Raw genomic sequence first — 26,038 nt, 5'->3', positions numbered from 1 at the left:
GGGGTTCAGCGGCGGCGCGTGTGGCGGGCCGTCCGGTCGAGGACGCGGAAGCCGAGTGCCTCGTACAGCCGCGCGGGCACCGGATATCCCGCGTCCCCCCGAGGATGGACGATCGCGGTGACCGCGCCCGCCTCGCCGAGCCCGCGCAGCGCGTGCAGGCAGGCCGCGCGGGCCAGCCCCATCCGCCGGAAGTCCGGATGCGTGCCGACCGGCTCCAGCTCCCCGACGCCGTTGGCGTCGTCCGGCCAGATCAGGCAGTACGACGCCAGGCGGCCGTCCGGTGCCTCGATGACGCTGTCCAGCTCGCGCCGGTAGGGCCACGCGCCCATGACGTTGCGGTAGCTCTCCTCGGTGACCGACGAGGGGGCGAACGCCGACCGGTGCACGGCCACTCGCGCGGGCACGTCCTCCTCGCCGCGCACGTGGCGCGCGACGAAACCGGGAGGCAGCTCGGGTTCCGGCAGGTCGCGCAGGTCGCGTGACATGCGCAGGAGGAAGGGCGCGTCCGCGGGCTCCCGCCGGTAGCCGTGCCGGGCGAGGGTCGCGGCGAGTCGCCTCTCGCCCTCCAGGATGGTCACCCCCGGCTCGTCGCCGGCGACCACGCCGTGGAACCAGCCGAGCACCTCGTCCGCCAGCTCGGGACACTCCGGGTGCACGAACATCTCCAGCTCGCCCGGAGGCATCGCCCAGCCCCACGCCAGGGTGTCACCGTCGCGCTCCCACAGCGCCGTCGGCCACTCCGCCTCCCGCCCCACGTGCTGGAACCTGCTCCAGGCGAGCCCGCCGATGTGCGGCCGGACGGCGGGACCCCATGCCGCCCGTACGAGTTCCTGCATCTTTCGCAGATCGGCGGCACCCTCGTAGGGGCGCACGGTGATGTCGCTCATCGGTCTCACATCCTTCTCGCGGCGGTTCCAGGGTGGTTCCAGGGCGGCTCAATGGCGGTTCCACGACGGCTCAACGGCGATTCCGTGGCGGTCCTGTGGGGTCCTGTGGGGTCCTGTGGGCCGAACCGGCCTCGCGGCCGGACCACGGACCCGCTCGAACTCACCGCCCCGCCAACCCGCTGCCCCGCCGACTCGCCGAACCGTCGACTCGCCGAACCATCGACTTGTCGGGCCATCGACTCGCCGAGCCCCGGACCCCGGACCCCGGGTCCCGGGTCGCGGGTACGCGGATCATCGAACCGCCGACTCGCCGGGTCCCGCACCGCGCATTCTTTCGCCGCTCCCCGCCCGGCGCACCCTGATAATCCTCGCCCCTGTCCCCGCCCCCGGGAGCGGGCGCGATCCGTCGTGATCGCCCCGCCACCTCGCGAAGCACATTGATTCACGTGAAACCTTCGCCGATGCCCCAACCTCCTCATCTCTTCGCCCACGAGCCCGCGTGTGACTTCGTGCTGGTTCGCACGGCGTGGAGAGGTGGTGGCGCGCTCGCTGGAGCGTCTCAGGGGGCGACCAGCAGGGTGGCGGTGATCATGGGCGTCAGGGAGGAGCGACGTTTGCGCGAGTTCGTCTCGGCACAGTCGCCCGCGCTGACGCGCCTGGCCTTCTCTGCGCACCTGGCTTTCCTGTGGCCGCGAGCGGGGTGGCGACCTGCTCCCACTACGCCCGGAAGGACCGGCAAGAGGACGAATCCCGGATCCCCGTCTTCATGAACCGCCGAGCCGGTCCCCCTGGCGGGCCGCTCCCGTGACGCCCGTCACGGGAGCGGCCCGCGAGGAGGCCGGGTGAGTGCCGGTCGATCAGCTCAGCCGGATGACACCCTTGGAGATTTTGATCTTCTTACGGGCCAGCGGCCGCTTGGCGGGGCCCCTGGCCACCGAGCCGTCCGCGATCCGGAACTTGCTGCCGTGGCAGGGGCAGTTGATGGTCCCGCCCCGGATGGTGGAGACCGGGCAGCCCTGGTGCGTGCACTTCGCGCTGAAGGCGCGGAAGGTGCCCTTCTTCGGCTGGGTGACCACCCACGTGCCCTTGATGATCCGGCCGCCGCCGACCGGAATGCTGCTGGTCTTGGCGAGGATGGGACCGGCGGCCTCCCCGGTGTCCTCGGAGGCCTCGGCGGGGCGTACCCACGCGGTGGCCGCCGCGATCGCGGCGGCGGCGCCGCCCACGAGACCTCGGAAGATCATCAAACGGCGGGTAGGAGCGGGCATGGCGGGCCTCCTGGGAAGTGAAGGGGTCCGTGATAGATCACGTGTGTGGTTCATATCACAGGAAAACGGGCCTGTAGCCATGCTTCTCGATCTTTCCCCGCGATACGCAGGCTGCCGCCGTGCCGTACCGCGATGTCCCTCGCGATGGCCAGCCCGAGACCCGCGCCGCCCGCGTCCCTGTCCCTGGCCTCGTCCAGCCGGGTGAAGCGGTCGAAGACCGCCTCGTGGTGCTCGGCGGGGATGCCCGGCCCGTCGTCGAGCACGTCGAGCACCGCCTCGCCGCCGTCCGTGGCCAGCCGGACGGTGACCGTGGAACTCGCGTGGCGTACGGCGTTGTCCACCAGATTGGCCACCAGGCGGCGCAGCTGTCCGGCGGAGCCGAGGATCACGGTGTCGGCCGCCACCTCCAGCGTGACCCTGATCTCCGGCCGGGGCCGCGACCTGGCCGCCTCCTCGGCGGTCACCTGGCCGAGGTCCACCTCCTCGTGACAGCCGGGCTCCCCGGCGTCCAGGCGGGCGAGCAGGAGAAGGTCGGAGGTGAGGGACTGGATCCGCTCCACGTCGGTGAGCGCTTCGGCCGCCAGCGGCCCCGGCCGGGCCAGCTCCAGGCGGGTCCGCAGGATGGCCAGTGGGCTGCGGAGTTCGTGGGCCGCGTCGGCGACGAAGCGCTTGTGCCGACTGACCGCCTGTTCGAGGCGGTCGAGCGTACGGTTCATGGTCTCGGCGAGGCGGGCGATCTCGTCACGCGACCTCGGTACGGGAACCCGCCGGTGCAGGTCGCTCGCGGTGATGTCGGCCATCTCGGCGCGGATGGCCGAGACCGGTGCCAGCGCCCGGCCGACGGCGAGCCAGGTGAGGGCGGCGACCAGCAGGAGCAACGCGGGAATACCGGGAAGCAGCAGGCCGCGCAGGGCCGTCAGGGCGTCCACCGTGGGTTCGAGCGAGGCCCTGGCCTGTACGAACAGCGTGCCGTTGGCGGTGTCCACGGGCATCGTGGCCAGGGCGAAGGAATCGCCGGGAGCCCATCGCGTCATCTCGGCCGGTTGGAGCGCGGCTCCGCTCGCGATGTTCTGCACGGTCACCACGGGCGGCGCCGCGGCCTTCCGTCCGGACGCTCCGGCCTGTTCGGATGGCTCGGCTTGCTTGGACGGCCCGGCCTGTTTGGATGGCTCGGTCAGCCCGGTCAGCCCGGTCAGTCCGGACGCTTCGGCCGGCCCCGGTACTCCAGACGGTCCCGATGACGGCGCGGCCTCCCCGGATGACGCCGCCACCTTCCCGGATGATGGCCCAGAGGGTCCGGATGGCCCGGATGACCCGGACGGTTCGGATGACCCGGATGGCGGCGTGGCCGCTCTGGACGATGCCGTCACCTTCCCCCTGGACACCCCAGACACCCCAGACACCCCGGGCGGCGCCGCGGCTTTCCCGTCGGACGACCGGACGGCGGCCGGGGCCGGGGTCGGAGCCGCGCCGGAGAGTGTCGGGACAGGCGACACGGGACGCGCGAAGATCTTGATGTCGGGGTCGAGGAGGGCCGGTTCCGAGTGCCAGGCGGCGCCGGTCCGCGATCCGGCGACGGTCACCACCGTGGCCGACGGAGCGTCGACCGTCCATGCGGGGGACGCCGGGACACTGGCCGACGTGACGTGGATCGCCTGGGCGTCGAGTGTCACCGTGCCGCCGGCGAGCACGTCGGCGGTGGCGCCGGCGCGGCGGGCGGCCTCGTCGGAGGCGCTCCGCGTCAGGCTCCCCGTCAGCACGCCGACGAGCACCGACGCCGCCACACCCAGCGCGACCGCGACGATGGCGGTCGCCGCGAGGGTCGCCCGGAGCCGTACCGACAGGCGCGACGCCATCTCAGGCCTCCAACCGGTAGCCGGCACCGCGTACGGTCACCAGCGACGAGCGGCCGAACGGAGAATCGATCTTGCGGCGGAGCGCGCTGACGTAGACCTCGACGATGTTCGGGTCGCCGTCGTAGGAGAAGTCCCACGCCTGGGCCAGCAACTCGCCCTTGGAGACCACCTCGCCCTGCCTGCGTGCCAGGCCGTGCAAAACCGCGAACTCCTTGGGCGTGAGGGGGATCTCCACCTCGCCCCGGCGGCAGCGAAGCCCCGCCGGATCGACGGTGAGGTCGCCGACCGCGATGGACACCGGCCTCGCCTTGCCGCCCCTGCGTACCAGCGCGCGCAACCGGGCGAGCAGCACCACGTAGGAGAACGGTTTGGACAGGAAGTCGTCCGCGCCCGTGTCCAGGGCCTCGGCCTCGTCGTGCACCCCGTCCTTGGCGGTGAGCATCAGGATCGGCGTCCAGTTCTCCGCGTCGCGAAGTTTGGCGCAGACGGTGTAGCCGTTCATCCGAGGCAGCATGACGTCGAGCACGATCACGTCGTACGGGTTCTCGGTCGCCATCCACAGCCCGTCGCGCCCGTCGTACGCGACGTCGACGGCGAAGCCCTCGCCCGCCAGCCCTTCCTTCAGGAGGTGGGCCAGGCGCTTCTCGTCATCAACCAGTAGCACGCGCATGTCGTCAGCCTGCCGTACCCCGCCTAAAGCCAACCTGAAGACGATTTCTGGCACCTTCAGGCTGGGTTCAGGCGACGGGCGGGAGCCTGTGACCTCCAGCACCGCATGCCGGTCCGTTCACGAGTCACCAGTCCACACGCCGCTTCGTCTGCTTCATCCGTTTCATTCGCCTCGTTCGCCGATTCGCCTGACAAGGAGAACACCCATGCGCATCCGCATGCTCGCCGCCGCCGTGGTGACCGCGGGGGCTCTGATGGCCACGCTGACCGGAGCCGCCAGCGCCGACGACACACCGACCCCCGCCCCCCTGCCCGGAGACGGCGTCGTGCTCATCGACTGTGAGGGAGGCGGCCAGGTGACCCTGACGACGCGCCGGCTCACCGAGGCAGAGCGCGAGAAACTGGAGAAGGAGGGATCGGCTCTCGCGGTGCCCGCCGTTCCCGCCCTCCCCGCCGTGCCGTCCGGACAGGCCGGTGTGTCCGGGAAGACCGGTGTGTCCGGGAAGGCCGAGGCCGGACACGTCATGATCACTGAGGACACCCGGTCGGTGCGGCCGGACGCGGAGCCGTCCACTCTGCCCGCCCTGCCCGACGGCACGACCCCGCCCGAGGCCGTCGATGTCACGGTCGCACAGCCCCTTCCGGAAGGCGCTCAGAAGCCAGGGGAGGCGGCCATGCTCTCCACGGCCGTGACCGCTCCCGAGGGGGCCGCGGTCACCGAGGTCAGGGTGGCGGGCAAGCTCTCGGAAGACGGCGTGCCCACCGTGACCTGCGCCAAGAAGGCCGAGGAGGAGTGACATCGCGGGGACGCCCCGGCGAGCCGAGGAGCGTCCCCGGAAAAGACCTGCGAACCGGCCGGGGTATCCGTGCGGGAATGTCCCGGCCGGTTCGCAGTCGGCCCGCCTCAGGTCCGCTTCCGGTCCGCGCTGGTCCGCCTCCGCCTCTGGTGTGCCTCCGGTTCGCAGTCGGCCCGGAGGTGGGCCGCAGCGGAGCGCAGCCGGTCCGCAGCCGGTCCGCGGCCGGATCGGAGACGATCCGGGAAACCCGCGCGGAGATCCCGTCCCGTGCGGTGACCGGTCTTCGGGGGATGACCGGTCTCGTGCGGTGACCGGTCTTCGGGGGACGACCGGTCAGGCGCGGCGGTCGGTCCCCGGGGAACGGCAGGTCACGTGCGGTGGCCCGGCCGGTCCCCGGGGAACGACGGGTCGCGTGCGGTCGATCAGCCCTCGGGGAAGGACGGGTGCGGGCCCAGGGCCCAGTACTCGTACAACCCATGGCCGATCCGGCCGTCGTACTCGAAGCGGCCGACCGCGTCGACCATGCCCCACATCTTGGAGGCGTCCTCGGGCAGCGTGTGGGTGACGCCCTGGACCACCGGGTGGGGACCCTGGTACATGCCGTGCTTCCAATCCGGTTCCAGGCCATATCCGGTGCCCACCATCAGGTGCACCGGGAGAATCGGGACGCAGTGCAGGTCGAAGGGTTTCCCGCCCGGCGGGGAGAAGGAGATCGTCGCCTCGCGCACCTCCCGGGTGCCGTCCACGTACGTCGGGCGGTACTCGGGACGGCCGAGATACTCCTCCTCGCCCTCCCTCAGGGAGCCGAACCCCCACACGCGCACCGCCTCCTCCAGCAGTCGGCGGCCCTTCTCGTCCTCCTGGACGATGCACAGGATGGCGTGGTCGTCGAACTGGACGGGCGTGTAGAGCCAGTAGAAGGTGCCCGTGTTGCGCGCCTGGATGCCGGGGGGCTCGGGCTCGCCGACCGGGCGGATGCCCCACGAGCGGTCGCGGGTGCCCTGCCAGCGGTCGGGGGTGACCTCGACGCGCTCGTCGCCGACCAGGATGTGCCCGGTCCACCGGCCCGTCTGGGCCATTCGGGAGGAGTCGAACACCACACGCTCCTGCCAGCGCAGGAAGTGCCGGGGTTCGAGGGTGGCCGGTACGGTGCCCTCCCAGGTGAGGTCGAAGGAGAGGCCGTGCTCCGTGGCGTCGAGCACCACCCGCAGCCGCCGCAGGCCCTCGATCACCTCGACCTCGAACGGGCCGACCCGCGTGTCCATCCGGTCGTCACCGAGTTCCCGGGAGGCCCGGACCACGCGGTGCAGGTTCCGGTACCGCACGCAGGCGAACGCGTCGGTGACGCCGAGGTTGGGATACTGGCCGAGACCGACGACGAGCATCAACTCGTCGGATCCCGCGTGGCAGTTGAAGTAGTACCGGTCGTAGAAGTTGCGGTCCGACGTCGTGACGTGCCGCATCACCTCGGGCGACTGGTGTACGGGATGGTCGTCGAGGGGCGACAGCGTCATCGGTGCTCCTTGGGGCCGGGGAACACGTTCTAACAAGCGCTTGGTGATCGGTCAACAGGCCCCGGCACAGGAGTGGCAAAGGGTTCCCGCGCAGGAGTTTCAGAGGGTTCCCGCGCAGGAGTGTCGATGGACTCCGTACACAAGCGCCGACGAACTCCGCACAGGAGTAACGAACTCCGCACAGGAGTACGGCCCGCACCTTGAAGGTGCGGGCCGTACTTCCGGCAGTCGCCGTACGCCGGGTTCGTTAGACGGAGGACCGGCGCGCTCCGGCTCCTAGGGCAGGTTCTTGGAGACGTGCTCCGCCCCGGAGTCGGTCTTGGAGCTGATCTCGTCGGCCTTCGTCGCAGCGTCATCCGCCGCGCCGGAGACCTTCCCGGCCACCGCCTCCGTTTTCTGTCCCACCCACTGGGACGCGTCGGAGGCGCTCTCCTTCAGCGTGTCCGCCCACTGGTCGGCGTTCCTGCGGTACAGGACGTAGCCCACCGCCGCGATCGCGACGCCCGCGAAGAGCAGGATCATCGGCGATTTCCTGGACTTCGCGGGAGCGGGATCGATTCTCGCGGCGGCCTGGGAGAGCGCGGCGCTGATTTTCGGCGCGAGCTGCTCCTCGAACGAGTGCGCGGCGGCGTCAAGCCTGGGTGCCGCCCACCCGCGTGCCACGATGATCTTCTCGCTGGCCACGTCACGGGCCTGACCGGCCACGTCACGGGCCTGGTCGGCCATCTCGCGGGCGTGACTGGCCACATCGCGAGCCTGGACGGCCATGTCGTGAGCATGATGACTTGCCGCGTCACGGGCGTGGCTGGCCATTGGGCCGACCCGATCCGCGGCGCGGACGGCTTGAGCCTTCACGTGGCGCAGCCGCCTTTCCGGAGCCACGATCTTGATGTGGCGCTTTCCAAACAGTGCTAGAGGCACAACAACCTCCCCATTCGTTGGGGCCCCGTCGCCACCCCTTCCCGCTCGAAGGCGGCTCAATCATGACGGCCCGTGGGAGGATGCTTGGGGATGCGGCTGCGGCCGAAATCGTCAAAGTGCCACAAAAGCAATACGTTGCACAGGTATTCCTACGACCTGAAGGGGGCAGTCCGATCATGGCTGAGAAGTTGATCGCAAACCTCAACACCAACCGCGGTAGCGTGAAGGTCCAGCTCTTCCCGGATCACGCGCCCAAGACCGTGAGTAACTTCGTCGAGCTCGCCGAGGGCACCCGCGAGTGGGTGCACCCGGAGAGCGGCCAGAAGACCAACGCCAGGCTGTACGACGGCACGATCTTCCACCGGGTCATCTCCGGATTCATGATCCAGGGTGGCGACCCGCTGGGCCAGGGCGTCGGCGGCCCCGGCTACAAGTTCGACGACGAGATCCACCCGGACCTCTACTTCAACCGTCCTTACCTGCTCGCCATGGCGAACGCCGGTGTCCAGTTCGGCCGCGGCACCAACGGCTCGCAGTTCTTCATCACGGTCGTGCCCACGCCGCACCTCAACGGCAAGCACACCATCTTCGGTGAGGTGATCGAGGGCCAGGACGTCGTCGACGCCATCGCCAAGACCGACACCGACGCCCGTGACCGTCCCACGGAGCCCGTGGTCCTGGAGTCGGTGACCATCGAGCGCGTCCAGAGCTGATCTCATGCTCGGCGGCCTCCTCAGGAGGCCGCCGTTCGCGTTCCCGCCGGGCGTGCCCGTCCCCGCCCACCGAGCCCCGCCCTTCGGCCTCCTGCCTTCCGGCCCTTCGCTCCCCGGCCCGGCCCTTCGCTCCCCGGCCCGGCCCCTCACTCCCCGGCCCGGCCCTCACCCTTCCTTCGGCCCGGCCCCCGCCCTGGCTTGGCCTCCCATCCCCGCTCCCAGCCCTCGTGCCGGCTCGCCCGGACCTCCGCCCCCGGCTTCGCTCCCCCCGGACGGCCTCACCGTTGCCCGCGACTCCGGCCGGCCGGTGTGGCCCGGCGGCCGTTCGCGGGTGTACGGGTGCTCGGGATCGTGAATAGGCTGGCAGTCTGTGGATAACAGAACGCTCGAAGGGGCCAGCCACACACATGACCACCCAGTCGTCCAACGAGCCCAACACCGTTGTCCCCACCTGCTACCGGCATCCGGGGCGTGAGACCTACGTCCGCTGCCAGCGCTGCGACCGTCCCATCTGCCCCGACTGCATGCGCGACGCCTCGGTGGGCTTCCAGTGCCCCGAGTGCGCGGCCGAGGGCAACAAGGGCGTGCGGCAGGCGCAGTCCGTGTTCGGCGGCCGGGCGGTCACCACGCCCCGGGTCACCTGGGCACTGTTGATCATCAATGTCCTGGCGTACGCCGCCGAGACCGCGAGCACCGACTGGGTGCTGACCAACTTCATGATGAACGCCTACGAGGTCGGCTATCACGGTGAGTGGTGGCGCCTGATCACCGGCGCCTTCCTGCACCAGCCGCTGGGGGGCGGTGGCTTTGCCCTGACCCACATCGTGTTCAACATGTGGGCCCTCTACGCCATCGGCCCCGAGCTGGAGCGGCGCCTCGGATCGGCCAGGTTCCTGGCGCTGTATCTCCTCGCCGCGCTCGGCGGGTCCGTCGCGGTCTACCTGTTCGGCATCGCCGCGGTCGGCGCCTCGGGCGCGATCTACGGCATGTTCGCCGCGCTGTTCGTGCTCGCCAAGAAGCTCGGCTACAACGCCCAGGGCGTGCTCTGGCTGATCGGCGCCAACGCTGTGATCACCTTCGTGGTCCCCGGCATCAGCTGGCAGGGACACCTCGGTGGCCTGATCACCGGCGCCCTGGTCGCCGCGGTCTTCGCCTTCGCCCCGGCCAGGAACCGCAGCGCAATCCAGTGGGGTGGTTGCGCGGCGGTGCTGATCGTCCTGGTCGCGCTGGTGCTGGGGCTGCCGCCGTTCGCCGTCCAGGCCGAACTCGGGATCTTCGGTTGATCCACACCCTGATGCTTCCCCAGGGTGTGGACAATGCCTGTGGAAAAGCTAGCGCCAGCGGGTGGAAAGGATCACCCCGAGGATGATGAACGCGAACCCGACCAGCAGGTTCCAGTTCTGGAGGGTGCCGAGAAGGGGAGCGGTGGGCGCCACGTAGTAGACGGCGATCCACAGGATGCCGACGATCCAGCAGGTCACCATGACCGGCGCCAACCAGCGTGGGCTGATCTTGACCTGCTGTGAGGTCTGCGGCGGGGTGTAGACCGGCTTCTTGCGAGTCTTGGGCTTGGGCACTGGGGTTCTTCTCCTGCGTCAACCCTGCGCGATCTGGATCGTGCGCAGGCCGTGTCGATTAGCGTAGTCGCTAGTGGGTGGAGTTCCGTGTAAGGATAGTCGGCGCAGGTGGACCATGGCGATTCCGTAGGGCACCATCCTGTGGCAAATGTTGCGCCGGACCCGTGATCCGGCCCGCCGCGGAGGGCTTTTCGGTCACTAGCCTGACCCCATGAGAGCGGCGCTGAGGGTGTTGGGCGACCTGAGCGTCACCGCGGGGCTGGTCGTCCTCCTCTTCTGCGCCTACCTGCTGTGGGGCACCGGCTCCTACACCGCCGCGCAGCAGGCGCTGCTGCGCAGGGAGCTGGCGGAGGAGATCCCGCCGGTCGGGGCGGCCGGAGACCGACGGGGCGAGCCGCCTGGGCCGATCCGGCTGGGCGGGGCGGTGGCGATGCTGTCGATCCCCAGGCTCGGGGACGACTACCGGTACGCCATCGTGGAAGGCGTCGACCAGGATCGGCTGCGGATGGGGCCCGGCCATTACCCCGGTACCGCCATGCCAGGAAAAATCGGTAATTTCGTTCTTTCGGGCCATCGGACCACCTATGCCGCCCCCTTCAACCGCATCGACGAGCTCCGCCGGGGCGATCTCATCCTGGTCGACGCCCGCGAGGCCCGCTACACCTACCGCGTCACCGGCAAGCGCGTCGTCGACCCCACCGAGATCGGCGTGGTCGCCCCGGTTCCCGGCCGGCCCGGCCGCGAGCCCACCAGGGCGCTGATCACCCTGTCCACCTGCCACCCGGAGTACTCGGCCGCCCAGCGGCTCATCGTCTCCGGCGAGCTGGAAGGGCGGGCGGACCGCCTCGGGAGGTCCGGGTAGACGCCGGGTCCCGGGAGACACCCGGACAGGCCAGAACAGGAAGGAGATCCCATGTACGGCTGGATCTGGCGGATGCTTCCCGGAAACCTCGTGGCCAGGGGGCTCACCGCCCTGGTGCTGGCCGGGCTGGTCGCGGGCGTACTCTGGTATGTCGTGTTCCCTTGGATCGAACCTCGCATCTCCCTCGACCTGACCACCGTGGGCCGATGAGCCGCGTCCTCGTCGTCGACAACCACGACAGCTTCGTCCACACCATCGTCCAGTATCTCCGCGAGCTCGGCGCCACCTGCGACGTGCGCCCGCGCGACCGGGTCGCGGTGGAGGACGTCCGTGGCTTCGACGGGGTCCTGATCAGTCCCGGCCCCGGCACTCCGGAGGACGCGGGGGTGAGCGTCCCGCTCGTCGGCCACTGCGAGGCCCACGGCGTCCCGCTGCTCGGTGTCTGCCTGGGGCTCCAGGCCATCGCCATCGCCCACGGGGCGACCGTGGGGCGGGCGCCCGAGCTGGTGCACGGCCGCACCAGTGCGATCTCGCACGACGGGAGCGGTGTCTTCTCCGGCCTGCCGTCACCGGTGACCATGACGCGCTACCACTCGCTGGCGGTGCTGCCGGAAACGGTGCCGGAGATCCTCCAGGTCACCGCGACCACCGACGACGGTGTGATCATGGGGTTGCGCCACCGTACCGCCCCCGTCGAGGGCGTGCAGTTCCATCCCGAATCGGTGATCTCGGAACACGGTCACCGGCTGCTCGGAAACTGGCTCGAAAGATTGTTGTAACGCGGAACCCGTCCTGGACGATTGACCAGTGAGAGTCCTTCCGCCATCGCCCCCGAGTGGCGGAAGGACTCTTCCCCGTTTCCGGGCCCCCTGTTTCCAGGCTTTCCGGCCCCGGCCCCCTGCGCTCCCGACCGCCCTCCCGAACGAGGAAGGCCCCCGCGTGGTCGCGAGGGCCTTCGTCAGGTGCTCCGGTCAGTTCCCGTCGGGCGGAGCCTCATTGAAGATCGTGCCGTCGTCGGGCTCCGTGGGAGTGTCCTCCGTCGGCTGCTCCTCGGGAATGGTCGGCTGCTCCTCGGGAGTGGTCGGCTGCTCGGTCGGCTCGGGCGGGGCCCCGCTCGACACGATCAGCGTGATGGTCGTGTTCTGCTGGTACTTGCCGCCCGCCTCGGGAGACTGACTCAGCACGGTGTCCTTGGGCAGGTCACTCGGCTGTTCGACGACCTTCCACTTGAAGCCCGCCTCCTTGAGCGCGTTCTTGGCGTCCGCGAGCGTGAGGTTCACCACGCCCGGAACCTCCACCGCCTCCTTGGGGACGTAGATCCGGACGGTGCTGCCCTTGTTGGCCTTCTTGCCCGGCGCGGGCACGGTCTCGAAGACGATGCCCTGCTTGCGGCTGGAGGGCTTGGTCTGCAGGTTGACCTCGAAGCCCGCGTCCTCAAGGGTCTTCGTGGCGTCCTCCGTGCTCATGTTGAGGACGGTGGGCACCTCGACCTTCTCGATCCCCTTGGAGACCTTGAGCGTCACCTCGGTGCCCTTGTCGACCTCGTGGTCGGCCGACGGGTCGCTCTCGATCACCGAGCCCTTCGGGATCTCCTCGTCGAACTCCTCGACGATCTTCACCTTCAGGCCGAGATCCGTGAGCCTCTTGCTCGCCGCCTCCACGGTCTGCGAGACCAGCGGCGGGATCTTCACCTTGCCGTCGGTGGTGGGAGTGCCCGGCGAGCTGAGGAACATGTAGCCGACGCCGATGAAGGCCCCGATGACCAGCAGCGGGATGAGGATCCACGCGGCGGTCTTGACCGCGGTGTTCCCGCCGCCCTGCTGCCGGCGACGGCCGCCCCCGCCGGTGCGCGGGCCGCCGCCCTCCTCGCCGTACTCGTACGCGGGGACGGCGGTGGTGCGCTGGGTGGCCGGGCCGCCGGGACCGGGGGCCTGCATCGTCCGGGTGGCCGAGCCGTAGCCGTTGTTGGCGCTCAGCGCCATCGTCTGGGCGTCCGTCGGGATGCCGGACATCGCCCGCTGGATGTCGGCCCGCATCTCCCCGGCGCTCTGGTAGCGGTGCGCGGGGTCCTTGGCCATCGCCTTGAGCACGATGGCGTCGGCCCACTGGGGGATGTCGCGGTCGATCTGCGACGGCGGGATCGGGTCCTCGCGCACATGCTGGTACGCGATCGCGACCGGCGAGTCACCGGTGAACGGCGGCTGCCCGGTCAGCAGCTCGTACAGCACGCAGCCGGTGGAGTAGAGGTCGCTGCGGGCGTCGACCCGCTCGCCCCTGGCCTGCTCCGGCGAGAGGTACTGGGCGGTGCCGATCACCTGGGCGGTCTGCGTCATGGTCGCGGCCGAGTCGGCCATCGCGCGGGCGATGCCGAAGTCCATCACCTTCACGTCGCCGTTGCGAGTGATCATGATGTTCGCGGGCTTGATGTCGCGGTGGACGATGCCGCCGCGGTGGCTGTAGTCCAGAGCCCGCAGGATCCCGTCGACCAGCTCGGCGGCGCGCTCGGGCAGCAGCCGCCGGTCGGCCCGCAGCAGGTCGCGCAGCGTGCGGCCGTCGACGTACTCCATCACGATGTAGGGCACCGGCGCACCCTCGGAGACGTCCTCGCCGGTGTCGTAGACCGCGACGATGGACGGGTGGTTCAGTGACGCGGCCGACTGCGCCTCCCGGCGGAAACGCGCCTGGAAGATGTGATCCCTGGCCAGGTCCGCGCGAAGGGTCTTGATGGCGACGATCCGATCCAGCCGGATGTCTCGGGCGCGATAGACCTCGGCCATGCCGCCACGCCCGACGACGCCGTCAAGCTCGTAGCGATCGCCGAGGCGTCGGGGCTGAGTCATTTCCTGCACTGTCCCTTACCGTTCATCTTGGGTGCCGGTGAGCTCTTGGGCCACCGGTGTCCATCATCGACCCGTTGCCGCATCACGTCTCCTCATTCGGCGGGTCTGTGTCACCGGGTTCAGGAGTTGTGCTCGGTGTGAGGCTCGGTGTCACCGTCGGGGTGGTTGGTGTCGGGGTGGGAGTCGTCGGGCTGGGGCTGGGTGGTGGCGACGTACTCGGCCTTGCGGTGGGCGTGGCCGATGTGCTTACCGTAGCCGACGGCGTGACCGACGGGCGGGCCGACTTCGTCGGTGAGAGTGGCGGTCTGCTCGTCGGCGGCTTGCTTTTCGTCGGCCGTGCCGTCGGCGACGTGGTGGCCGGGCTCGTCCGTACGACCGGCTCTCCCGGCTCGCTGTCGCCGGTCTGGTTCGTCAGCTCGTGGACCGTCAGGGCCCCCAGCCCGACCGCGGCGGCGCACCCCGCGACCGTGGCGACGATCACCGTCGTCCTGCGCAGGCCGCGGCGCCCGCGACGCGCCGGGACGGCGCCCGGCGGGGTCGTGCCCGCACCGGCTCCCGCACCGTGACCGGGGCCCCCGCCGGAACCGCTGCCGGAGCCCCCGCCCGCCCCGGAGCCCCCGCCCGCCCCGGAGCCCGTGCCCTGACCGGGGCCCGCCTCCGGGCCGGGCTCGGGACGGAGGGGGACGGCCAAGGCGTTGGTGACCTCCTGGGGCCACTCGTTCGCGGGCTCCGCGCGCCAGCCCACCGGGTCGGTGAGCATGCCGAGACCGGTGGCACCGGTGGCGGTCAGCGCGTCGAGCAGCATGTCCGCCCGTTCCGACAGCTCCCTGGCACTGGCCGGGCGCCGCAGCGGATCCTTGGCCAGGCACGCCATGACCAGGTCGCGGACCGCCTGCGGGATCCGCTCCGGCAGTGGCGGCGGGGGCTCGCCGATGTGCATGAGGGCGATCGCCACCTGCGTCTCGGCGCGGAACGGCGCCTGCCCGGTCAGGCACTCGTAGGCGACCACCCCGAGCGAGTAGATGTCGGTGGCGGGCGTGAGCGGGTCGCCGGACGCCTGCTCGGGGCTGACGTACTGCGCGGTGCCCATCAGGATGCCCGTCTGGGTGACCGGCACCGCCTCCAGCGCCCTCGCGATGCCGAAGTCTGTGATCTTTATCACGCCCGCCTCGGTCACCAGAAGGTTCCCGGGCTTGATGTCCCTGTGGATGATCCCCGCGCGGTGCGCGGCGTGCAGGCCCATGGCGGTCTGGCGGACCACGTCGAGGGTGATCTCGGGGCTCAGGGCGCCGTCGCGGGCGAGGATGCCGGCCAGGGACTGCCCGGGCACCAGCTCCATCACCAGGTAGGCGACGCCGCCGCCCTCGCCGTAGTCGAAGACCTGCGCGATGCCGGGATCGGACAGCCCGGCCGCGATGCGCGCCTCGGAGCGGAACCGCAGGCGGAAGGCCGGATCCTCCGCCACGTGCGGGCGCAGCAGCTTCACCGCGACCTCGCGGCCGAGGAGTTCGTCCTTGGCCCGCCACACCTCACCCATGCCGCCCGACGCGATCCGCCCCAGCGGGCGGTACCGGCCCCCGAGCAACGCGGTCATCTACCCAGCACCGCTTCCATCACGCTCTTGGCGATCGGGGCCGCGGTGTGACCACCGGAGGCGTCGCTGCCGGCGCTCCCGGACTCGACGATCAGCGCGACGGCGACCTTGGGGTCCTCCGCGGGGGCGAAGGAGATGAACCACGCGTGCGGGTCACGGCCCTCGGAGGTCTCCGCGGTGCCGGTCTTGCCGCCGACCGTCACGCCCGGGATCTGCGCCGCGCTCGCCGTGCCCTTGTTGACGACGTTGACCATCATCTCCTGGAGCTTGCGCGCGCTGTCCTCGCTCATCGCGGTGTCCAGCTCGTCGGGGTCGGCGCTCGCGACCTCGCCACCCTCGGAATCCGCGATCTTGTTGACCAGGTACGGCTTCATGACCACGCCGTTGTTGGCGATACCGGCGGCGATCATGGCCATCTGCAGCGGGGTCATCTGGTTGCTGCGCTGGCCGATCGAGGCCTGGGCGAGAGCCGCCTGGTCCTCCTCGGGGCCGATGCCGCTGCCCGCGACCGGCAGAGGGATCTCGATCGGCTCGCCGCCGATGCCGAACTTGAGCGCCTGGTCGCGCAGCGCCTCGTAGCCGAGGTCCATCGCGATCTTGCCGAACGGGGTGTTGCAGGACTTCTCCAGCGCGAACGACAGCGTCACCCGCCCGGCGCCGCACGCCGCGCCGCCGTAGTTGGGCAGGTCGGCGGTGGTGTTGGGCAGATCCAGCCGCTGCGGGGCGTCGACCTGGGTATCCGGGCCCACCGTGTCGTCGCTCTCCAGGTACGCGGCGGTGGTGACCACCTTGAAGGTCGAGCCCGGCGGGTAGGTGCGCTCGATGGCCCGGTTGACCAGCGGTTTGTCCTCGTCCTTGTCCAGCTTGTTGTAGGCCTTGTTGACGTCTTCCTTGCTGGGCTTGGACAGCAGGTTGGGGTCGTAGGTGGGGATCGAGACCATGGCGAGGATCGCCCCGGTCTTCGGCTCGATCGCGACCAGCGCGCCCTTCTTGCCGCTCTCGCCCAGCGCCTTGTACGCCGCCTCCTGCGCCCGGGGGTTGATCGTCAGGTCGACGTTGGCGCCCTTGCTCTGCTTCGCGGTGAACAGGTCGATGCTGCGCCGGATCAGCAGGTCGGCGCTGGTGCCGTTGAGGAGGCTGTTCTCGGCCCGCTCCATGTCGCGCTCGCTCTCGGGCGCGAAGAACCCGGTGATGGGGGCGTAGAGCTTGCCCTCGGGATAGCGCCGCTGGAAACGGAACTCGGGGTCGCCGGTGTCGACCGACTCGGCGAGGACCTTGTCGCCCGCGGTGATGCGCCCGCGCTCGATCTCGTAGCGCGCGTAGAAGTTGCGGGTGTTGCGCGAGTCCTTGCGCAGGTCCTCCGCGCGCACGGCCTGCAGGTAGTTCACGTTGATCATGAGCAGGCCGAACATGAGCAGGCAGGCCAGGGCGGCGCGCTTGAGGGGACCGTTCATCGCTGGAACACCTGCGTCATTCCTTCGTCCTGGATGGCCTGGGGCGGAGGCTTCCTCGCCGTATCCGACATGCGTACCAGCAGCGCGATAAGGATCCAGTTAGCCAGCAGCGCCGATCCGCCCTGGGACATGAACGGGGTGACCAGGCCGGTCAGCGGGATCAGGTTGGTCACGCCGCCCACGATGATGAACACCTGCCAGGCGAGGATGAACGACAGGCCGCCCGCGAGCAGCTTGGAGAACGGCTCGCGGGCCGCGATCGAGGTGCGCAGGCCGCGCTCCACCAGCAGGGCGTAGACCATCAGCAGGGCCATCAGCCCGGTCAGGCCGAGCTCCTCGCCGGCGGCGGTGAAGATGAAGTCGGAGAAGGCCAGCGGGATCAGGTCGGGGTGGCCCTGGCCGAGACCGGTGCCGAGCACGCCGCCCTGTCCCATGGCGAACAGGCCCTGCATGAGCTGGAAGCTGCCGCCGAGCTCGCGGTCGTACAGCTCCTGGCTCTGCGGGTCGAGGAAGACCTCGAAGCGGGCCGCGACGTGGTCGAAGAGCAGCCCCGCCAGGACCGCTCCACCGACGAAGAGCAGGATGCCGATGAGCACCCACGAGGTGCGCTGGGTGGCGATGTAGAGCATCGCGATGAACGTGCCGAAGATCAGCAACGAGGAGCCGAGGTCCTTCTGCAGGATCAGCACGCCCAGGCTGAGACCCCAGGTGATGAGGACCGGTCCCAGGTCGCGGGCCCGGGGCAGGTCGATGAAGAGCAGCCGCCGCCCGGCCAGGGCGAGCACGTCGCGCTTGGCGACCAGGTAGCCGGCGAAGAAGATGACCAGGGCGAGCTTGGTGAACTCCGCGGGCTGGAGGGTGAAGCCGCCGATGCCGATCCAGATGCGGGCGCCGTTGATCTCCTTGCCGACGAACGGCAGCAGCGGCGAGATCAGCAGCGCCAGGCCGAGGGCGCCCATGGTGTAGGTCAGACGCTGCAGCGCGCGGTGGTCGCGCAGCACGATCAGCGTCACGGAGAACATGACGACCCCCACCGCGGTCCACAGCAGCTGGTTGGTGGCCGAGGCACCCTTCATGCCGGACGCCTCAAGGCGATAGATGATCACCAGCCCGATGCCGTTGACCAGCGTCACTAGCGGCAGGATCAGTGGATCGGCCCAGGGTGCGAATTTGGCCAGGACCAGGTAGGCGGCGAGCATGAGGCCGCCCAGGCCGAGGCCGTAGGTGAGCATTCCCGAGGGGATCTGGTTGTCGAGGGCCAGCCCCACGTTGGCGTACGCCAGCATCACGATGGCGACCGCGAACGCGAGCATCGCCAACTGGGCCACCCGCCGTTTGGCGGGAAGCGGGACCGGCTCGGCGCTAGGGGTGCTCATGTTTTTACTGTGACCTTGTGGGTTCGGGGGCCCTGGCGGGCGCGGAGGACGCGGAGGCGCTCGGGGTTGCGGTCGGCTCTTCCTTCCGGTCGGCTTTGGCCGCGGACGTCTTCAGCTCTTCGATCTTCTTCAGGCCCGCCTCGACGGTGGGGACGGGGATGCCGTCGCGGACCTGGCCCTGCTGGAACGCGCCGAGAGTCGTGATCGACTCCGCGGTGCTGCGGGCGACGTCGAAGAGCTCGATGGGACCCAGGTTGGTCTTCACGCCCTGGAAGACCACGATCTCGTTGCCCTTGGCCCCCACGAAGTACTGGTCCTCCAGCCACTGCCCGCCGAAGTACCAGCCTAAGCCGCCGCCGATGACGACGACGCCGCCCGCCACGGCCAGAAGAGGCCACAGCCGGCGGCGCTTGGCCGGTCGGGCCGCGGCCCTGATGATCGGCTCGTCGTTGTCGTCGTCGTCGGAGATGACGGGTTGCGGCATGGTGACCGCGCTGGCACGGCCCGCCGGGGTGTCCGGAGGCTGTGACCGCGGCATGCTGGAACCGGCGGCGCCGACCACGGCCGCGTCGGTGCGCGGTACGTGGGTCTCGTCCACCTCCAGCACGTCGGCGAGGACGCAGGTGATGTTGTCGGGGCCGCCGCCCCGGTTGGCCAGGTCGATGAGGGTGCGGACCACCCCGTCGGGATCCTCGATCGTGGAGAGCGTGTGGTGCAGTGTCTCCGCGCTCACCACCCCGGACAGGCCGTCGGAGCAGAGCAGGTAGCGGTCGCCGATCTGGGCCTCGCGCAGGGACAGGTCGGGGTCGACCTCGCCGCTGCCGTCGAGCGCCCGCAACAGGATCGACCGCTGTGGGTGGGTGGCGGCCTCGTCCTGGGTGATCCGGCCGTCGTCCACCAGTGACTGCACGAGGGTGTGGTCGTGCGTGATCTGGTAGAGCTCCCCGGCTCGCAGCAGGTAGGCCCGTGAGTCGCCGACGTGGACCAGGGCGACCCTCGTCCCCGACCAGAGCATGGCGGTGAGGGTGGTGCCCATGCCCTTGAGACTGGGGTTGTGACTCACCATCTCGTGCAGCTTGCGGTTGGCGTCGCGTACCGCCGCCTCGATGGCGCTGAGCAGGTCACCTCCCTGTGCGTCCGTGTCGAGCGAGGACATCTCGGCGATGGCGACCGAACTGGCCACCTCGCCGTGTGCGTGGCCGCCCATGCCGTCCGCGACGGCGAGCAGGCGGCCGCTGGCGTAGGCGGAGTCCTCGTTGCCTTCGCGGAGGAGGCCGACGTCAGAGCGGGCGGCGTAACGGAGTGCGATGGTCATTTGCGCAATTCGATGACGGTCTTGCCAATGCGGATCGGAACACCGAGCGGCACCGGAGTCGGACGGGTGACTTTGGAGCGGTCAAGATACGTGCCGTTGGTGGAGCCGAGATCTTCCACGATCCACTGACCGTCCTGGGGGAAGAGCCGGGCGTGCCGGCTGGAGGCGTAGTCGTCGCTGACTACCAGCGTCGCGTCGTTCGCCCGGCCGATGGTGATGGGCGTCTCCGAGAGGGTAATGGTGGTGCCTTGAAGGGGGCCACCGGTGACGACCATCTCCCGTGGTTCCCCCTTCTTGGATTTGGCCGGGGCCTTCACCGGCTTGGGGGCCTTGCGCGCGGGGACGGCGGCGGCCGTGCGTGATCCGAACAAGTCTGTCCGGATCACGCCGACCGCGGCAATCACGAAGAACCACAGCACCGCGAGGAAGGCGAGCCGGATCAGCAGCAGCGTGAGCTCGGACATGGACCGTCTGTTTACCTTTAATCGCGCCGGAAAACCAGAGTCGTTCGCCCCAGCGTCACGCGAGTGCCGTTCTGGAGCTCGACCCGGCGAACCGGCTGGCCGTTGACGAAGGTGCCGTTCGTGGAGCCGAGGTCGACGAGCGCGACCAGGGGACCCTCCACTCGCAGCTCGGCGTGGTGCCGGGACACACCCGGGTCCACCAGCCGCAGATCGCAGTCGGTGCCCCTGCCGAGCAGGGTCACCGGTGTTGTCAGGTCGAAGGACCGCTGGCCCTGCGGGTCGTCCTGGGTGGACACCAGCAGGCGGGGGCGGCCCCCGAAGGCGTGGGACTTCGCGGCGGGCACGTCGCTCACCGGCTGGCGGATCTCGTCCTGCTCGACCGTCGCGCCACGGATCACGCCCGAGCGGATGCGGAACAGGCCGACCGCGAGGTCGTCGGCCGTCTCGAAGCGGACCCTGACCGGCCCCACGAAGGAGTAACCCTGTTCCTTGGCGTACTCCCTGGCGAGGTTGGCCAGCTCGTGGCTGATGCTGTCGGAGTAGACCTCCAACCGCTCGTTGTCGGTCGTGGACAGCTCGACCACGAAGTCGTTGGGCACGAGCGTGCGTCCCTGGGCGACGATCGCCGCCCGCTCGTCCATCTCCCGCTGGACCGCACTGGCGACCTCTACCGGCTGAAGGTCAGATTTGAACGCCCGTGCAAAGGCCCCTTCAACCAAACCTTCGAGCCTCCGCTCGAAACGCTGAAGGACTCCCACCGGGTACCTCCCCTCCTCCGTCTATGTGGTCGCGGCCGCTTGGGGGCTCGTTGGCTCGTTCCTCGCTCTCTCGCACCCAGCTGCTCCGCTTTCGCATCTAGGAGGATCGTATCCGGGTTCATGGGTACCGGCTGATCCGTGCTAATGTTTCGACCGCACCCAACAAGGGCGGGTGGCGGAACGGCAGACGCGCACGGTTCAGGTCCGTGTGTCCGAAAGGACGTGAGGGTTCAAATCCCTCCTCGCCCACAAGATCATCACCCCGGTCACGCGGACACCGCGACCGGGGTTTTGTCGTTTCCTGGGAAACCGCGTATCCATCTGAGCCATCCGTCGGGTCTCGTGGCGGGCCGAGTCGATCATCGATCAAGGTAGTCGCTCGCTCCGTTATAGAGAAGTCTCAGGGGTTACGCATGGGTCTTGTGGTTTTTGGGCCACTACGACATGCCTATCGGTTCTACCCGGCCACGCTTGCTGATCACTTTCGGATGACTTGCACGGGTTCGCCGCTACCCGATTACGCCGACAGAGAACATGGGCCGGGGAAGAATCTTTCCCCGGCCCGTGTCGTCCTCCCGCCGGTTCCTTGATCGGTCACGCCGGGTCCCATCCGGTCCGTTGATCGGCCTCGCGGGTCCTGGACAGTCCTCGACAGTCTCGGCCGGTCTCGTGATCGGTCGGCGGCCGGTCCGGTGATCGCCCACGACCGGTCCGGTGATCGGTCTGACGGCCTCTCACCGGTCCGGCCGGTCCGGGCCGGTCTCGCCGGCTCTTGCCGGTCTCTCGCCGCCCCCGCGGACGGGGAGAGGCGAGAGGACCGTTACCGGGGCCGCACCCGCGGGCGGGGGATCGTTGCCGGCGCCGCACCCGCGGACGCGGAGGGGCGAGAGGACCGTTACCGGGTCGCGGGAATCCGTACGTCCAGGATCTCGCCGAGCAGGTCCGTGAGGCTCACCATGCCGACCACCTCGCCGCCGCCGTCCGTGACCAGGCCCAGGTGCGCGTGGGCGTCCTGGAGCGTGGAGACCGCGTCGGGGATCGTGGTCGCCTTGCCCAGGCGCGGCACCGGGCGGGCGAGCTCGGCGGGGCTCGCCTCCGGCCGGACGAGGATGTCCCTGACGTGCACCACGCCCAGGACGTCGCCCGGCCTGCCGGAGGTGACCAGCATGCGCAGGTGCCCGTCGCGCGCGGCGACCTGGCGCATCTGCTCGCTCGTCGCGTCGGCGGGCACCGAGGTGGTCTTCTCCAGCGGCAGCATCAGCCGCTCCACCGGCTGCTGGTGGACCCGCAGGGCCCGGGTGAGCAGGTCGTGCTCGTCGCGGTCGAGCAGGCCCATCCGGCCCGACTCGCCGACCAGCATCGCCAGCTGGACCGGGGTCCTGGTGGTGGCCAGCTCGTCCTTGGGATCGACCCCGAACAGCCTCAGGATCCCGTTCGTCAGCCCGTTGAGGGCGGCGAGCACCGGCCGGACGATCCAGGTGAAGCCGCGGAACGGCAGGGCCAGGCCCATCGCCGCGACCTCCGGATGGGTGAGCGCCCACGACTTGGGGGCCATCTCGCCGATCACCATGTGCAGGAAGGTGACGAACGCCAGCGCGATCACGAGCGAGACGGGGACCCGCAGCGACTCGGGCAGGCCGACCGCGGCGAAGACCGGCTCCAGCAGGTGCTCGATGGCCGGTTCGGTCACCATGCCCAGGCCGAGCGAGCACAGCGTGATGCCCAGCTGGGCACCGGCCAGCATCAGGGAGAGCTCCCTGCCGCCGCGTACGGCGGCGCGGGCGGCGATCCGGGTCAACCGGCCTCCCCGGCCCGCGAGCTCCTCCAGGCGGTGCCTGCGGGCCGAGATCACCGCGAACTCGGCGGCGACGAAGAAGGCGTTGCCGATCAGCAGGGCCACGCCGAGCAGCAGGGCGGAGGTGGTGCTCATCGCCGCCTCGCCTCGCTCCGCTCGATCATGGGCGTCTCGGGGCCACGCTCGATCATCAGCGGCGCGGTCATCGCCGTTTCGTCCTCTTCCTGGGGTTCCCGGGTTTCCTTGGTGTCCCCGGTTCTCGCCTCCGGGGCGTCCCCGGGATCGGCGTCCTGCGGTGTGGCGAGCGACAGCCGCACCCACTCGGGGACCCTGCGGTGCACCGAGAGCACGGAGAGCACCGCCTCCCTCTCGTCGGCGCTGTCGTTCTCCAGGGGGTCGTTCCGCGACGTGAGCGTGACGGTCACCTGGTCGCCGGGCTCGGCCATCCGGCCGAGGGTGGCGAGCACGAGGCCCGCGACGGTGTCGTAGTCGTCGCTCTCGGGAAGCTGCAGCCCGATGGCCCGCTCGATCTCGTCCAGCCGCAGCGTGCCCGGCAGGTCCCACGTGCCCTCGTCGCCCACGACGACCCCGGCGGGCTCCGGGTCGTTCTCGTCGACGAGCTCGCCGACGAGCTCCTCCGCGAGGTCCTCGATGGTGACCACGCCGGCCAGGCCGCCGTACTCGTCGATGACGCACGCCAGGTCGTCGCGGGCGGTGCGCATGCGCTCCAGCACGAGGGGCAGCGGCGAGGAGGTCGGCACCAGGAGCGCGGGACGGGTGATCTTCTCCAGCGTGCCGTCGGTCAGCCCCGACCTGAGCAGCTCGCGTACGCCGGTGACGCCGACGACGTCGTCGCCGTTCTGGTTGCAGAGCACCGGGTAGCGGGAGTGGCCGTGCCTGCGGACGGCGTCGACCAGGTCGGAGATCGGCCGGTCGTCCCTCAGCAGCACCACGCGGGGACGCGGCACCATGACGTCCTCGGCGGTGCGGTCGCCGAACTCCAGGGCGCGGCCCAGCAGCTCCGACAGTCTCGGCGGCAGGTCACCCGCGGTGGCGGACTCGGAGATGATCCGGGACAGCTCCTCGGGGCTGGCGCCGTGCTCGATCTCCTCCACCGGCTCCACGCCGACCCGGCGCAGCAGGCCGGTGGCGGCGGAGTCGAACAGGCGGATGACCGGCCCGGCGATCCGCAGGTAGATCATCGTCGAGCGGGCGAGGAACTTCGCCACCGGCTCGGGGCGGGCGATGCCCAGGTTCTTGGGGGCCAGCTCGCCGAAGACCATCTGGACGACGGTGGCCACCGCGACGGCCAGCGCCACGGCGATGCCGGGCACGGCCCCGAGCGGCACTCCCGCGCTCTCCAGCCAGGGACGGAGGACCGTGGCGATGGCGGGTTCCGAGATGAAGCCGACGAGCAGGGCGGTCACGGTGATGCCGAGTTGCGCGCCCGACAGCATGAACGACAGGCGTCCCGTCACCTCCAGCGCCCGTGCCGCGGCCGCGTCGCCGGATTCGGCCTGCTCGCGCAGCACCCCGCGGTCCGCCGCGACGAAGGCGAACTCCTGGGCGACGAAGTAGCCGGTGGCGAGGGTGAGAAGGAGAATGGCCAGCAGGCCCAGAGCCGTGTTCACCGGGCGGCTCTCCCGGTTTGTTCAGTGGTGCCCGTGCGTTCGCACGGGCTGGTATTCCACGGGTCCGGAGTGGACACGATCATCCTTTCGAGCAGAGGTAGTCCTCTACCGTAACGATCCGGGTGGGGGCTGATGTTTCCGGATCGGCCGACGATCGCATTGTTGGTCGCCGACAACCTGTCTGAGTACTTTTACATAGGGAAACCTTGGGTACCTGGCGGCAGGCGCCGGAGCCACGACGTAGCGTCGATAATGACGTTTTCACCATGAGATCAAGAAGTGGCGGGACAGACGTGGCTGACAGGCCCGAAGACGACGATCGCACTCGCGCGCTGCGATCGCCCACGCCGGGGCCCGTGCCGCAGAGAGCGGCCGGGCAGCCCGCCTACCCCTCGCCCGGCGGCCTGGGGACGCCCGTCCGGCAGCCGGCGTCCTCACAGCGGGAGGCGCCCGTCCGGGAGGAGGCGTCACGCGAGGTGCCGCCTCCCCGGGGCGGGCGGGTGTACGGCAAGGCCAGGTCGGGCTCCAGCCCGGTCAAGCCGCTGAACGCGCCCCCGGCCCCGCCCGGGGACTCCGGCGGACGGGGTGGCGGGATCTCGTCGCGCATGCCCGGCTGGCGGCCGAAGCGTCCCGGCAGGCTCGTCGTGCGGATCCTCGCCGGACTGGTCGTCGTGCTGCTCGTCCTGGCCATCGGTGGATACTTCGTGATCAACTCGCGGCTGACCAAGATCGAGGCGCTCACCGACTACGAGGGCCGTCCCGCCGACACCCCCGGCACCAACTGGCTGCTGGTCGGCTCCGACAGCCGCGCGGGCCTGACCGCGGCCCAGCGCAAGAAGCTCGCCACGGGCAAGGCCGTCGGCCGCAGGACCGACACGATGATGCTGCTGCACATCCCCGAGGGCGACGACCGGCCGACCCTGGTCAGCCTCCCGCGCGACTCGTACGTGCCGATCGACGGCCACGGCAGCAACAAGCTCAACGCCGCCTACGCCTTCGAGGGCGGCCAGCAGCTGCTTCCCAAGACCGTGGAGCAGGTCACCGGGCTGCGTATCGACCACTACATGGAGATCGGGTTCGGCGGCTTCGTGGGGATCGTGGACGCCATCGGCGGGGTCGAGATCAACGTCAAGCAGGCGATCAAGGACCCCAAGGCCGGGATCAACCTGAAGAAGGGCCTGCAGACCATGGACGGGGGGACGGCCCTCGGCTACGTCCGCACCCGCGCCACCGGCGCGATCCCCGACCTCGACAGGACCCAGCGCCAGCGCCAGTTCTTCTCCGCGGTGGTGAAGAAGGCGGCGAGCCCCGGCGTCCTGATCAACCCCTTCACGTCCGTCCCGCTCGCGCTGAGCGCGGCCGACTCGGTGTCCGTCGGCGAGGAGACCGGCGCCTTCGACCTGCTCTCCCTCGGCCTCGCCATGGGCGGCAACCCGGTCACCACGGTCGTGCCCATCGGCTCCCTGCCCACCATCGACGGCCAGTCCGTCGTCAAGTGGGACCGGGAGAAGGCCCTGCGCATGTTCGACGCCCTGGCCCAGGACAAGCCCGTACCCGAGGACGCCCTCGGCAAGTGAGGCCCCGCCCCGCCACCGGCTTCGCCCCCGCCACCGGCTTCGGCCCGGTCCCCGGACCGGGGTACCGGCCGACGGTCCGCGCCCGACGGTCTTTTCGCCCGGTCCTCCCGGCCGAGGTGACGCGGAGCCGGGGCGGGCGCGGGACCCGGACGTCCCCGCCGGGCGGAGCG

Annotated in this window: 22 protein-coding genes, 1 tRNA gene and 1 pseudogene; 8 read left to right on the top strand and 16 right to left on the bottom strand. The window is 70.2% G+C overall.

What is annotated here, in order from left to right; genetic code table 11:
* Positions 1–5: 5 nt before the first annotated feature.
* From ACFFRH_RS14835 to ACFFRH_RS14820, 4 genes are all read right to left on the bottom strand, one after another.
* Complete coding sequence (locus ACFFRH_RS14835) at positions 6–887, bottom strand: GNAT family N-acetyltransferase (RefSeq protein ID WP_344744902.1); 882 nt, start codon at positions 885–887, stop codon at positions 6–8.
* An 857-nt stretch (positions 888–1,744) separates the two neighbouring features.
* Positions 1,745–2,131, bottom strand: coding sequence for a Rieske (2Fe-2S) protein (locus ACFFRH_RS14830; RefSeq protein WP_386156963.1), 387 nt, complete (start codon positions 2,129–2,131; stop codon positions 1,745–1,747).
* 74 nt (positions 2,132–2,205) lie between these two features.
* Positions 2,206–3,231, bottom strand: a complete 1,026-nt coding sequence (locus ACFFRH_RS14825; RefSeq protein WP_386156960.1) for a sensor histidine kinase — start codon at positions 3,229–3,231, stop codon at positions 2,206–2,208.
* 781 nt (positions 3,232–4,012) lie between these two features.
* Positions 4,013–4,681 carry a response regulator transcription factor gene (locus ACFFRH_RS14820; protein WP_344744899.1) on the bottom strand — a complete coding sequence of 223 codons (669 nt, stop codon included), beginning with the start codon at positions 4,679–4,681 and terminating at the stop codon, positions 4,013–4,015.
* Positions 4,682–4,886: 205 nt separating this feature from the next.
* On the opposite strand from ACFFRH_RS14820, the gene ACFFRH_RS14815 reads away from it, so the two are divergent.
* A complete protein-coding gene (locus ACFFRH_RS14815; RefSeq protein ID WP_344744898.1) occupies positions 4,887–5,477 on the top strand; it encodes a hypothetical protein in 591 nt (196 codons plus the stop codon).
* Positions 5,478–5,899: 422 nt separating this feature from the next.
* Here ACFFRH_RS14815 and ACFFRH_RS14810 read toward each other — a convergent pair whose 3' ends face one another.
* Both ACFFRH_RS14810 and ACFFRH_RS14805 read right to left on the bottom strand, forming a co-directional pair.
* Positions 5,900–6,991 (bottom strand): Rv3169 family protein, encoded by a 1,092-nt coding sequence (locus ACFFRH_RS14810; RefSeq protein WP_344744897.1) that lies wholly within the window; start codon positions 6,989–6,991, stop codon positions 5,900–5,902.
* 276 nt (positions 6,992–7,267) lie between these two features.
* Positions 7,268–7,759 (bottom strand): hypothetical protein, encoded by a 492-nt coding sequence (locus ACFFRH_RS14805; protein WP_386156956.1) that lies wholly within the window; start codon positions 7,757–7,759, stop codon positions 7,268–7,270.
* Positions 7,760–8,088: 329 nt separating this feature from the next.
* On the opposite strand from ACFFRH_RS14805, the gene ACFFRH_RS14800 reads away from it, so the two are divergent.
* Together ACFFRH_RS14800 and ACFFRH_RS14795 are read left to right on the top strand one after the other, a co-directional pair.
* Positions 8,089–8,625, top strand: a complete 537-nt coding sequence (locus ACFFRH_RS14800) for a peptidylprolyl isomerase (RefSeq protein WP_344744894.1) — start codon at positions 8,089–8,091, stop codon at positions 8,623–8,625.
* A gap of 407 nt (positions 8,626–9,032) precedes the next feature.
* On the top strand, positions 9,033–9,908 hold the full coding sequence (locus ACFFRH_RS14795; protein WP_386156952.1) for a rhomboid family intramembrane serine protease: 876 nt from the start codon (positions 9,033–9,035) through the stop codon (positions 9,906–9,908).
* Between the two features lie 48 nt (positions 9,909–9,956).
* On the opposite strand, the gene ACFFRH_RS14790 is transcribed toward ACFFRH_RS14795, so the two are convergent.
* Positions 9,957–10,202 carry a cell division protein CrgA gene (locus ACFFRH_RS14790; RefSeq protein WP_344744891.1) on the bottom strand — a complete coding sequence of 82 codons (246 nt, stop codon included), beginning with the start codon at positions 10,200–10,202 and terminating at the stop codon, positions 9,957–9,959.
* 211 nt (positions 10,203–10,413) lie between these two features.
* Between ACFFRH_RS14790 and ACFFRH_RS14785 the strand changes: the two genes are divergently transcribed.
* The 3 genes from ACFFRH_RS14785 to ACFFRH_RS14775 are packed head-to-tail and all read left to right on the top strand — an operon-like array spanning position 10,414 to position 11,843.
* Positions 10,414–11,064 (top strand): class E sortase, encoded by a 651-nt coding sequence (locus ACFFRH_RS14785; protein WP_344744889.1) that lies wholly within the window; start codon positions 10,414–10,416, stop codon positions 11,062–11,064.
* A 51-nt stretch (positions 11,065–11,115) separates the two neighbouring features.
* Positions 11,116–11,274 (top strand): hypothetical protein, encoded by a 159-nt coding sequence (locus ACFFRH_RS14780; RefSeq protein ID WP_344744887.1) that lies wholly within the window; start codon positions 11,116–11,118, stop codon positions 11,272–11,274.
* Positions 11,271–11,843, top strand: coding sequence for an anthranilate synthase component II (locus ACFFRH_RS14775; protein WP_344744886.1), 573 nt, complete (start codon positions 11,271–11,273; stop codon positions 11,841–11,843). Before ACFFRH_RS14780 ends, ACFFRH_RS14775 begins: the two co-directional genes overlap by 4 nt.
* A 192-nt stretch (positions 11,844–12,035) precedes the next feature.
* Here the strand turns inward: ACFFRH_RS14775 and pknB are convergent, their stop codons facing one another.
* The 7 genes and pseudogenes from pknB to ACFFRH_RS14740 all read right to left on the bottom strand — a co-directional run bounded on the left by pknB (position 12,036) and on the right by ACFFRH_RS14740 (position 20,865).
* Entirely contained in the window at positions 12,036–13,904 is a 1,869-nt protein-coding gene (gene pknB / locus ACFFRH_RS14770) for a Stk1 family PASTA domain-containing Ser/Thr kinase (protein ID WP_344744885.1), read from the bottom strand.
* Between the two features lie 838 nt (positions 13,905–14,742).
* A pseudogene (locus tag ACFFRH_RS14765) lies at positions 14,743–15,498 on the bottom strand (protein kinase domain-containing protein); the annotation flags it as partial.
* Complete coding sequence (locus ACFFRH_RS14760) at positions 15,495–16,952, bottom strand: peptidoglycan D,D-transpeptidase FtsI family protein (RefSeq protein ID WP_386156946.1); 1,458 nt, start codon at positions 16,950–16,952, stop codon at positions 15,495–15,497. The gene ACFFRH_RS14760 and the pseudogene ACFFRH_RS14765, both read right to left, overlap by 4 nt.
* Positions 16,949–18,328, bottom strand: coding sequence for an FtsW/RodA/SpoVE family cell cycle protein (locus ACFFRH_RS14755; RefSeq protein WP_386156943.1), 1,380 nt, complete (start codon positions 18,326–18,328; stop codon positions 16,949–16,951). Before ACFFRH_RS14755 ends, ACFFRH_RS14760 begins: the two co-directional genes overlap by 4 nt.
* Positions 18,329–18,332: 4 nt before the next feature.
* Positions 18,333–19,643, bottom strand: coding sequence for a Stp1/IreP family PP2C-type Ser/Thr phosphatase (locus ACFFRH_RS14750; protein WP_386156941.1), 1,311 nt, complete (start codon positions 19,641–19,643; stop codon positions 18,333–18,335).
* Complete coding sequence (locus tag ACFFRH_RS14745; RefSeq protein WP_344748567.1) at positions 19,640–20,107, bottom strand: FHA domain-containing protein FhaB/FipA; 468 nt, start codon at positions 20,105–20,107, stop codon at positions 19,640–19,642. The genes ACFFRH_RS14750 and ACFFRH_RS14745 overlap by 4 nt, the downstream gene beginning before the upstream one ends.
* Before the next feature lie 17 nt (positions 20,108–20,124).
* A complete protein-coding gene (locus ACFFRH_RS14740) occupies positions 20,125–20,865 on the bottom strand; it encodes an FHA domain-containing protein (protein WP_329088344.1) in 741 nt (246 codons plus the stop codon).
* Between the two features lie 166 nt (positions 20,866–21,031).
* Here ACFFRH_RS14740 and ACFFRH_RS14735 point away from each other — a divergent pair.
* A tRNA-Leu gene (locus ACFFRH_RS14735) sits at positions 21,032–21,114 on the top strand.
* Positions 21,115–21,760: 646 nt separating this feature from the next.
* On the opposite strand, the gene ACFFRH_RS14730 is transcribed toward ACFFRH_RS14735, so the two are convergent.
* Together ACFFRH_RS14730 and ACFFRH_RS14725 are read right to left on the bottom strand one after the other, a co-directional pair.
* Positions 21,761–22,795, bottom strand: a complete 1,035-nt coding sequence (locus ACFFRH_RS14730; RefSeq protein ID WP_344748565.1) for a hemolysin family protein — start codon at positions 22,793–22,795, stop codon at positions 21,761–21,763.
* On the bottom strand, positions 22,792–24,291 hold the full coding sequence (locus tag ACFFRH_RS14725) for a hemolysin family protein (protein WP_344748564.1): 1,500 nt from the start codon (positions 24,289–24,291) through the stop codon (positions 22,792–22,794). The genes ACFFRH_RS14730 and ACFFRH_RS14725 overlap by 4 nt, the downstream gene beginning before the upstream one ends.
* Positions 24,292–24,647: 356 nt before the next feature.
* Between ACFFRH_RS14725 and ACFFRH_RS14720 the strand changes: the two genes are divergently transcribed.
* Positions 24,648–25,868: an LCP family protein gene (locus tag ACFFRH_RS14720; protein ID WP_344748563.1), complete on the top strand. Its 1,221-nt coding sequence runs from the start codon at positions 24,648–24,650 to the stop codon at positions 25,866–25,868.
* Positions 25,869–26,038: the final 170 nt, after the last annotated feature.

Source organism: Streptosporangium vulgare, assembly GCF_042428775.1.
Lineage (GTDB): Bacteria > Actinomycetota > Actinomycetes > Streptosporangiales > Streptosporangiaceae > Streptosporangium > Streptosporangium vulgare.
This window is presented reverse-complemented; position numbering and strand designations above follow the sequence as displayed.